The sequence below is a fragment of the Mycobacterium lehmannii genome (assembly GCF_001499925.1).
GTDB lineage: Bacteria > Actinomycetota > Actinomycetes > Mycobacteriales > Mycobacteriaceae > Mycobacterium > Mycobacterium lehmannii.
On the sequence record NZ_LQIR01000033.1, the window covers coordinates 19,648 to 28,525 of the forward strand.

7 protein-coding genes are annotated in these 8,878 nt (G+C 65.3%); 5 read left to right on the forward strand and 2 right to left on the reverse strand.

Annotation, left to right across the window (positions count from 1 at the left end; translation table 11 throughout):
• The first annotated feature begins 91 nt into the window (after positions 1 to 91).
• The 4 genes from AU192_RS16910 to AU192_RS16925 all read left to right on the forward strand — a co-directional run bounded on the left by AU192_RS16910 (position 92) and on the right by AU192_RS16925 (position 6,577).
• Positions 92 to 1,399 carry a citrate synthase gene (locus tag AU192_RS16910; protein WP_082695042.1) on the forward strand — a complete coding sequence of 436 codons (1,308 nt, stop codon included), beginning with the start codon at positions 92 to 94 and terminating at the stop codon, positions 1,397 to 1,399.
• A 140-nt stretch (positions 1,400 to 1,539) separates the two neighbouring features.
• Positions 1,540 to 2,967: an MFS transporter gene (locus AU192_RS16915; protein ID WP_064398209.1), complete on the forward strand. Its 1,428-nt coding sequence runs from the start codon at positions 1,540 to 1,542 to the stop codon at positions 2,965 to 2,967.
• Positions 2,957 to 3,376 (forward strand): MarR family winged helix-turn-helix transcriptional regulator, encoded by a 420-nt coding sequence (locus AU192_RS16920; RefSeq protein WP_064398211.1) that lies wholly within the window; start codon positions 2,957 to 2,959, stop codon positions 3,374 to 3,376. Before AU192_RS16915 ends, AU192_RS16920 begins: the two co-directional genes overlap by 11 nt.
• Before the next feature lie 81 nt (positions 3,377 to 3,457).
• Positions 3,458 to 6,577 carry an ATP-binding protein gene (locus AU192_RS16925; RefSeq protein ID WP_341271755.1) on the forward strand — a complete coding sequence of 1,040 codons (3,120 nt, stop codon included), beginning with the start codon at positions 3,458 to 3,460 and terminating at the stop codon, positions 6,575 to 6,577.
• Here the strand turns inward: AU192_RS16925 and AU192_RS16930 are convergent.
• Together AU192_RS16930 and AU192_RS16935 are read right to left on the reverse strand one after the other, a co-directional pair.
• Complete coding sequence (locus tag AU192_RS16930) at positions 6,574 to 8,085, reverse strand: phytoene desaturase family protein (RefSeq protein WP_341271754.1); 1,512 nt, start codon at positions 8,083 to 8,085, stop codon at positions 6,574 to 6,576. The genes AU192_RS16925 and AU192_RS16930 overlap by 4 nt on opposite strands.
• 23 nt (positions 8,086 to 8,108) lie before the next feature.
• Positions 8,109 to 8,357, reverse strand: coding sequence for a DUF2630 family protein (locus AU192_RS16935; RefSeq protein ID WP_064398216.1), 249 nt, complete (start codon positions 8,355 to 8,357; stop codon positions 8,109 to 8,111).
• Positions 8,358 to 8,379: 22 nt separating this feature from the next.
• On the opposite strand from AU192_RS16935, the gene AU192_RS16940 reads away from it, so the two are divergent.
• Positions 8,380 to 8,763, forward strand: a complete 384-nt coding sequence (locus AU192_RS16940) for an FKBP-type peptidyl-prolyl cis-trans isomerase (protein WP_207544952.1) — start codon at positions 8,380 to 8,382, stop codon at positions 8,761 to 8,763.
• The last annotated feature ends 115 nt before the right edge of the window (positions 8,764 to 8,878 follow it).

Below are 8,878 nucleotides of genomic sequence, written 5' to 3' on the forward strand. Positions count from 1 at the left end.
GACCGCCCCCGGCGGGGCACGCGTGCCGGAATGGGACTACCTTTTGTAGGAGCAATGTCCGAATACTCCCAGCAGCGACGAAGGGAAACTCGTGGCCGATAACGCGAAGAGTGGGGAAGGGCAAGCCACCCTCTCCTACCCCGGTGGCACGCTCGACCTTGACATCGTTTCCGCCACCGAAGGCGCTGACGGCATCGCGCTGGGTTCACTTCTGGCCAAGTCCGGCTACACCACCTTCGACGAGGGCTTCGTCAACACGGCGTCGACCAAGAGTGCGATCACCTACATCGACGGCGACGCCGGCATCCTGCGCTACCGCGGCTACCCGATCGAGCAGCTCGCCGAGAAGTCGAACTTCATCGAGGTGAGCTATCTGCTCATCTACGGTGAGCTGCCCACCAGGGAACAGCTCGCGGAGTTCACCACCCGGATTCAGCGGCACACGCTGCTGCACGAGGACCTCAAGCGGTTCTTCGACGGCTTCCCGGCCAACGCCCACCCGATGCCGGTGCTGTCGAGCGCGGTCAACGCGTTATCGACGTACTACGAGGATTCGCTCGACCCGTTCGATGACAACCAGGTTGAGCTGTCGACGATCCGGCTGCTGGCAAAGCTGCCGACCATCGCGGCGTATGCCTACAAGAAGTCGGCGGGCCAGCCGTTCCTGTATCCGGACAACTCGCTGACGCTGGTCGAGAACTTCCTGCGGATGACGTTCGGTTTCCCGGCCGAGCCCTACGAGGTCGATCCCGAGATCGTCCGCGCGCTGGACATGCTGTTCATCCTGCATGCCGACCACGAGCAGAACTGCTCGACGTCGACGGTGCGGTTAGTCGGCTCGTCGCAGGCCAACCTGTTCACGTCGATCTCCGGTGGCATCAACGCGCTGTGGGGCCCGCTGCACGGCGGCGCCAACCAGGCGGTGCTGGAGATGTTGGAGAAGATCCGTCAGGCCGACTTCGACGTCCACGAGTTCATCAGGAAGGTGAAGAACCGCGAGGACGGCGTCAAGCTGATGGGCTTCGGCCACCGGGTCTACAAGAACTACGACCCGCGCGCCCGCATCGTCAAGGAGCAGGCCGACAAGATCCTCGGCAAGCTCGGCGGCGACGACGAAATGCTGGACATCGCACGCACTCTCGAGGAAGCCGCGCTCACCGACGACTTCTTCATCGAGCGCAAGCTCTACCCGAACGTCGACTTCTACACCGGCGTGATCTACCGGGCGATGGGCTTCCCCACGCGCATGTTCACCGTGCTGTTCGCGCTCGGCCGGCTGCCCGGCTGGATCGCGCACTGGCGGGAGATGCACGACGAGGGCAGCGGCAAGATCGGCCGTCCGCGCCAGGTCTACACCGGTTACACCGAGCGCGACTACAAGGACGTCAGCAGCCGCTAGGTCCGTTGGCGCCCTCCGCCGAACGTGGGTTACCCGCACGTTCTGAGGGTTCGAGGCGTGGCGTAGGCCCACACTCGCCGTCGCGTATCTCACTGCCAGGCGCCTTGCCGCACAAACAGTTGTAGTTTCACAATTGTCGGGTGAACGAACGGTCATTGAGCGCTCGACGCAAGGCCATCATTTTGGTGACCTGTTGCCTGAGCCTGCTGATCGTGTCGATGGACGCGACGATCGTCAACGTCGCGATTCCGAACATCCGCGCCGACCTCGACGCCAGCGGTTCCCAACTCCAGTGGGTGATCGACATCTACACGCTGGTGTTGGCCTCGTTGCTGCTGCTGTCGGGTGCGGCCGCCGACCGGTTCGGCCGCCGCGGGACGTTCCAGCTCGGGCTGACGGTGTTCGCGGTCGCGTCGCTGCTGTGCAGCATGGCGCCGAACATCGAGACGCTGATCGCCGCCCGCTTCCTCCAGGCGATCGGTGGCTCGATGATGAACCCCGTCGCGATGTCGATCATCACGCAGGCGTTCACCGGCAGGGTGGAACGCGCCCGGGCCATCGGCATATGGGGCGGTGTCGTCGGCATCTCGATGGCCGCGGGGCCGATCGTCGGCGGTGTGCTCATCGAGTGGATCAACTGGCGCGCCGTGTTCTGGATCAATCTGCCGATCTGCGCGGTGGCGATCCTGCTCACCGTCATCTTCGTCCCGAAGTCCAAGTCGGTGACCATGCGCGACGTCGATCCGATCGGCCAGCTGCTGGGTATGGCGTTCCTGTTCGGCCTCGTCTTTGTGCTCATCGAGGGACCGGTCATGGGATGGGGACACGTTCGTACGGTCGCCGTGGCGGTCGGCGCGGTCGCGGCCTTCGTCGGCTTCGTGGCTTATGAGGCTCGCAGGCGGGACCCGTTCATCGATCTAAGGTTCTTCCGGAGCATTCCGTTTGCGTCGGCGACGATGATTGCGGTGTGCGCATTCGCGTCGTGGGGTGCGTTCCTGTTCATGATGTCGCTGTACCTGCAGGACGCGCGCGGTTTCTCGGCGTTTCACACGGGGTTGATCTATCTGCCGATAGCCGTTGGGGCACTGATGTTTTCGCCGTTGTCCGGCCGGATGGTGGGGCGGTTCGGTGCCCGACCTTCGCTGCTGTCTGCGGGTGTGCTCATCACGGCGGCGACGATTATGCTCGCCCAGCTGTCGGCGACGACACCGGTGTGGCAGCTGCTCGTGATCTTCGCTGTCTTCGGCATCGGGTTCTCGATGGTCAACGCGCCGGTGACCAACGCCGCCGTCAGCGGCATGCCGACCGACCGGGCGGGGGCCGCGTCGGCGATCGCATCGACCAGCAGGCAGGTCGGCGTGAGTATTGGTGTGGCACTGTGTGGTTCGGTCGCAGGCGGCGCGCTGGCCGCGACGGGCCCAGGGTTCGCGGAGGCCGCTCGCCCGCTGTGGATGATCTGCGCGGTGCTTGGGGTGGTGATCATCGTGCTCGGCTTCTACTCGACGTCCGGCAGGGCGTTGCGGTCTGCCGATCGACTGGAACCGTTGGTGACGGCCGATGTCCGGTAATCGAGGGGCAGACGAGGCGTGGCGGGCGATGGCGACGTTCGTCGTCGAGAACCACGAGAGCTGGAAGCGGGCGATCGTCGAGCACTCCGGGTTGCCGTTCAGCAGGGTGCGCATCCTGCGGCGGTTGAGCCGACGGCCGATGACCGTCAAGGAGTTGGCGCACGCGGCGACCATCGACGCGCCGGCCGCGACGGTCGCGATCAACGACTTGGAGGGGCGCGGGTTGGTGGTGCGTCAGGTGGATCCGGAGAATCGCCGGTGCAAGCGAGTGTCGCTCACCGATGCGGGATGCGCCATGGTGGCCAAGATCGACGCGGTCGAGGATCCGGCACCCGATGTATTCGCGGCGCTGAACAAGGACGACCTCGAGGCGCTGCGCGAAATCTTGGCCAAGCTGTCGTCGACGTAGCGTTCCTGGTCGCAATCGCGCCATTTCGCAACCACGGCCCCCCGCTCGGCGCACGATTACACCGTGGGGGTTGCCTGCCACGTGTGCGGCGCCGGGCTACGGGACGGAGCCCGTTTCTGTGACGCCTGCGGGTCCCCGGTCGCCGCAGCGGACTCTCGCGCCGAATATAAGCAAGTGACCGTGCTGTTCGCCGATGTGGTCGGGTCCATGGACGTCGCGACCAGGCTCGGTCCGGAGCGGTTGCGCGAGATCATGACGGAATTGTTCAACCGGTCGTCGGCGGTCGTCCAGCGATATGGGGGCACAGTCGACAAATTCACCGGCGACGGGATCATGGCTGAGTTCGGCGCACCTATTGCGCTTGAGCATCACGCGCTGCTCGCCTGCCGGGCGGCGCTGGATATCCAGGAGGATGCCCGGCGCCTGGCAGCCAGCATCGAGGACCGAGACCACATCGACCTGCAGCTACGTATCGGCCTGAATTCCGGAGTGGTGATCACCGGCGAAATCGGTTCGGGCCCATTTTCGTACACGGCGGTCGGTGAGCAAGTCGGCATGGCTCAACGAATGGAGTCGGTGGCTCCACCTGGCGGTGTAATGGTGAGCGAGTCGACAGCACGACTGGTGGAGAACAGCGCCGCGCTCGGTGACCCAGAGCTGGTGCATATCAAGGGAATGCAGGCGCCGGTGCGGGCGCGGCGGCTACTCGGATTGGCCGCTGATCAGCGAACAGAGCGGATGCGGACCACGTTCGTCGGCCGCGAGTGGGAGATGAACGCGCTCAGCGGACTTCTCGACCGCGCCGTGCGGGGCAACGGAGGTGTCGTGGGGCTGGTCGGTCCGCCCGGCATCGGGAAAAGCAGGCTGGTCCGGGAGTTGACATCGCGCGCCGCGGACGCCGGTGTCGAGGTGGCCACCACTCTCTGCGAGTCCCATACCGCCGACGTTCCGTTCCACGCGGCAGCAAACCTGCTGCGGTCGGCGACGGACGCGAGTGGCCTCGACGCCACGGCGGCGCGGGAACAGGTGCGTGCTGCGTTCCCCGACGCCGATCAAGAGGATCTTCTGCTCGTCGAAGACCTTCTGGGAGTCGGTGATCCGGCGGCGGCGCTGCCCCAGATCGATGCCGATGCACGCCAGCGCCGCATCGCGGCGATGATCAATGCCGCCGCGCTCGCGAGCACCACCCCATCGATGTACGTCATCGAGGATGCGCACTGGATCGATAGGACCAGTGAATCGATGCTCGCGGACTTTCTGGCCGTGATACCCCGGACACGTTCTCTCGTGCTCGTCACCTACCGGCCGGAATACGATGGTCCGCTCGCTCATTCGCCCCGGTCTCAGACCATCGCGCTTGAGCCGCTGGATTATTCACAGATGTCACGGCTCAGCAGCGAACTGCTCGGCAAGGACGGCTCGGTGGCAGAGCTCGCGCACCTGGTTGCCAAACGCGCCGAGGGTAACCCGTTCTTCGCCGAAGAGATCGTCCGCGACCTGACCGAGCGGGAAGTGCTGGTCGGCTCCCGAGGGTGCTATCTGTGCGTTGAGCCGACGAGCGAGGTGAACGTGCCTCAAAGCCTGCAGGCGGTGATCGCGGCGCGCATCGACCGCCTCGATCCCGCGGCCAAACGGACGTTGAACGGTGCCGCGGTGATAGGCATCCAATTCAGCCCGGAGATGCTGAAGGCGTTGGAGATCGAACCGGCGCTCGACGACCTGGTGAAGGCGGAATTGATCGATCAGACTGGCTTCGGTCCAACCCCTCAGTACACATTTCGGCACGCCCTGATTCGGGCCGTCGCTTACGAGTCACAGCTGAGGTCCGACCGCACGCGATTGCATCGACGGCTTGCCGCGGCCTTGGACCAGAGCGACCAGAACGCCGCGCTGATCGCGGAGCACCTCGAGTCGGCCGGCGAGTTGGCAGCCGCCTACCAGTGGCACATGCGAGCGGGTGCCTGGGCGAACAACCGGGACAATGCCGCAGCCCAGCTCAGCTGGGAGCGCGCGCGTCGGGTGGCCGACGCTCTCCCCCCGGATCATCCGGACCGTTTAGGTATGCGGATAGCGCCGCGCAGCCTGTTGTGCAGCAGCGCATTCCGTCGCTTCCACCCGGACCTGTCGGAGCGCTTCGACGAACTCCGTGACCTGTGCATGGAGGCAGGAGACAAGGCATCGCTCGCCATCGGAATGGCGGGGCTGACGATGGAGCACGTGCTTCTCGGACGGATATTCGAAGCTTCTCGGCAGGCATCCGAACTGATGGAGCTTGTCGAGTCCCTCGGCGACACCACGTTGACAATTCATTTGACCGTGCCGGCGTGCGTTGCCAAGCTCCAGGCAGCCGAGGCCGCGGATGTGTTGCGATGGACGGAGACTGCCATCGACGTCGCCGAGGGCGAGTCCACGATGGGGAGCTTGATCCTCGGTTCACCGGTGGCCTTGGCGTACACATTTCGAGGGTTTGCCCGGTACCTGATGGGCCGTGCGGGATGGCGCAAAGACCTGGAGGACGCAGTGGCCATGGCCCGCGAATCAGACGCGGCTTCGCTGGCGGTTGCGACCGCCTACAAGTCCATTCCAGTAGGTCGGCACGTGGGGTTACCCGACGAGACCCTGCTGAGCGAGATCACGGAGGCATACGAGCGAGCAGAGCGGTGCAGTGAGGACTTGCCACTGGTGCTGTCGCGCATGGCCCTCGGCATAGCGTTGACCTACGGAAATGTGGGGGAGGAGCCACGGGGACTCGCGATGCTCACCGAGCTGTGCGAGACGTGCCGAAAAGAGCACTACGCGCTGAACATAGTAACCGCTTTGGAGGTGATTGTTGTTCATAGCGCCGCCGACCACGACCGCCATGGCACGATCGAGCGAATACGAGTTGCCGTGGACGAGCTGTTCGAATCCGGCAACTTCGTGAATTGCGAAGGCACCACGGAGGCGCTTGTTGAGCTTCTATTGCTGCGCGAGTCAGAAGGAGATCTTTCGGAGGCCGACGCTGCGATCGAGAGACTCGCCGGTGTCCGCCCCGGTGCGGAGTGGGCAACACGCGACCTGGTGGTGATGCGACTCCGGGCGTTGCAGGCCAGGGCCTCTGGAAACGAGCCGACGTACCGCGAACTGAAGGATCGTTACCGCACCATGGCAGAAGAGTGCGGGTTCGACGGGTTCGTTGCCATCGCTGCGGAGATGGCCTAGCCCTCCAGTACCGCCATGGCCGCGTTGTGCCCGCCGATGCCGGAGACGCCGCCACCACGCCGGGCCCCCGAGCCGCACAGCAGAATTCGGTCATGAGCGGTGGCCACACCCCAACGCTGAGCTGGTGTGTCGAGTGGCTCGTCATCCTCAACGAACGGCCACGCCAGCCCGCCGTGAAAGATGTGTCCGCCCGTCATGCCGAGCGAGTGTTCGAGGTCGAGCGTCGTCTTCGTCTCGATGCACACCCGACCCTCCGAATCTTCCATCAACACGTCATGGATCGGCTCGGCCAGAACGGAATTCAACGAATTGAGCACCGCCGACGTCAGCGTGTCCCGCATCCGATCCGGATCGCCAGTCGACACGAGACGGTGCGGAGTGTGCAGGCCGAACACCGTCAACGTCTGCGCCCCCGCGACACGGAGTTTGTCGGACAGGATCGATGGATCGGTCAACGAGTGACAGTAGATCTCGCACGGCAGCGGGTCTGGCGCCACGGCGGCGTCTGCGCGCGCATACGCCTCGTTCAACTGGGTGTAGGTCTCATTGATGTGGAATGTCCCGCCGAACGCCTGCTCGGGCGTGACGGCGTCATCGCGCAATCGCGGTAGTCGCCGCAGCATGAGGTTGACCTTGACCTGTGCGCCTGGCGTCGAGACCGGTACCTCTTCACCGAGCAAGCCGGCGAGCACGGTCGGAGTCACGTTGGCGAGGACCACGTCTCCGCGCACGGTGCGGTCCGCGCCGTCACAATGGTATCGAACCTCGCCGGACGGATCGATGGCATATACCTCTGCGCCGCAGGTGATTTCGGCACCGAAGCCGGCGGCTGCCGCAGCCAGCGCACCGGTGACGGAGCCCATTCCGCCGATCGGCACGTCCCAGTCGCCGGTTCCGCCGCCGAGCAGGTGGTAGAGGAAGCAGACATTCTGTATCAGCGAGGGATCGTCCAGGCGGGCGAACGTCCCGATCAACGCGTCGGTGGCCATCACGCCGCGGACGAGATCATTGTCCACGGCCGAGGTGATCGCATGTCCGATCGGATCGTCGACCATCATCCGCCACGCAGCATCGTCGTCGACAAGGCGCCGCGCCTGCTCGCGCGCCACCAGCGGTTCCAGCAGCGTCGGCCACAGCCGTTCCACGAGGCCGCCACACCGCCGGTAGAACTCGGCGAACCGCGCCTCGTCCTCGGCCGCGCCGATCGCGCCGAATGTCGACGTCGGCCCGATCAACAGTCCGGTGCGACCGCCGTTCGTCGGGTCGGGCGTGTACGACGAGTAGCGGCGCCGCAGCAGCCGCACGCGGGCGCCGAGATCGTCGACGATGCGCTGGGGCAGCAGGCTGACGAGGTACGAGTACCGCGACAGTCGGGCGTCGATCCCGTCGAAGGCGTGCGCGGAGACCGCCGCCCCGCCGACATGGTCGAGCCGCTCCAGCACCCGCACTCGGCGGCCCGCCTTCGCCAGATAGGCCGCCGCGACGAGACCGTTGTGCCCGCCGCCCACGACGACGGCGTCGTAAGAGGAGCTCAGTTCAGGTAGCCCTCGACCTCGTCGGGCGGGCGCACTTCGGCTTCACGTGGGTCGCCGCCGGTCTCTCTCAGGGCACGGCGTTGCCGCAACAGGTCCCAGCACTGGTCGAGCTGCACCTCGACGGCCTTGAGCCGCTGACGCTCCTCGGACTCGTCGATCTCGCGGTTCTGCAGCTTCGAGCGGAGCTCCTGCTCCTCGGCGACCAGCTTGTTGACCTGGTCGAGAATGTCTTGGTCTTTGGTCACAGCACCAGTCTGCCCGACTACCGTGAGTGCGGTGACTTCAAGTTCAGGGCAGAAGCCCGAAATCAACTTTCCCGACGGTCCTCCGCCCAGCGAGTTGGTGATCACCGATCTGGTGGTCGGCGACGGCGCCGAAGCGGTTCCCGGCGCCAACGTCGAGGTGCACTACGTCGGCGTGGAGTACGACACCGGCGAGGAGTTCGACAGTTCGTGGAACCGCGGCGAATCGATCGAGTTCCCGCTGCGCGGACTGATCCAGGGCTGGCAGGACGGCATTCCGGGGATGAAGGTGGGCGGTCGTCGGCAGCTTGTCATCCCGCCCGAACAGGCCTATGGCCCCGCCGGCGGCGGGCACCGACTCTCGGGCAAGACGCTGATATTTGTCATCGACCTGCTGGCGACCCGGTAACCTGCCGCCGAAACTGAAGATATGCCCGTCCGAGCGGCGGCGGTTTCAAGCGATCGATGCAATAGCGGGTGGTTTGGACGGGTTCGACAGTAGTTCGTCGAGGGCTTCCGCCCTC

Bases quoted from the DNA above. Each gene is read 5' to 3' on its own strand.
- AU192_RS16920 (WP_064398211.1), top strand. From the start codon at position 2,957: ATGTCCGGTAATCGAGGGGCAGACGAGGCGTGGCGGGCGATGGCGACG.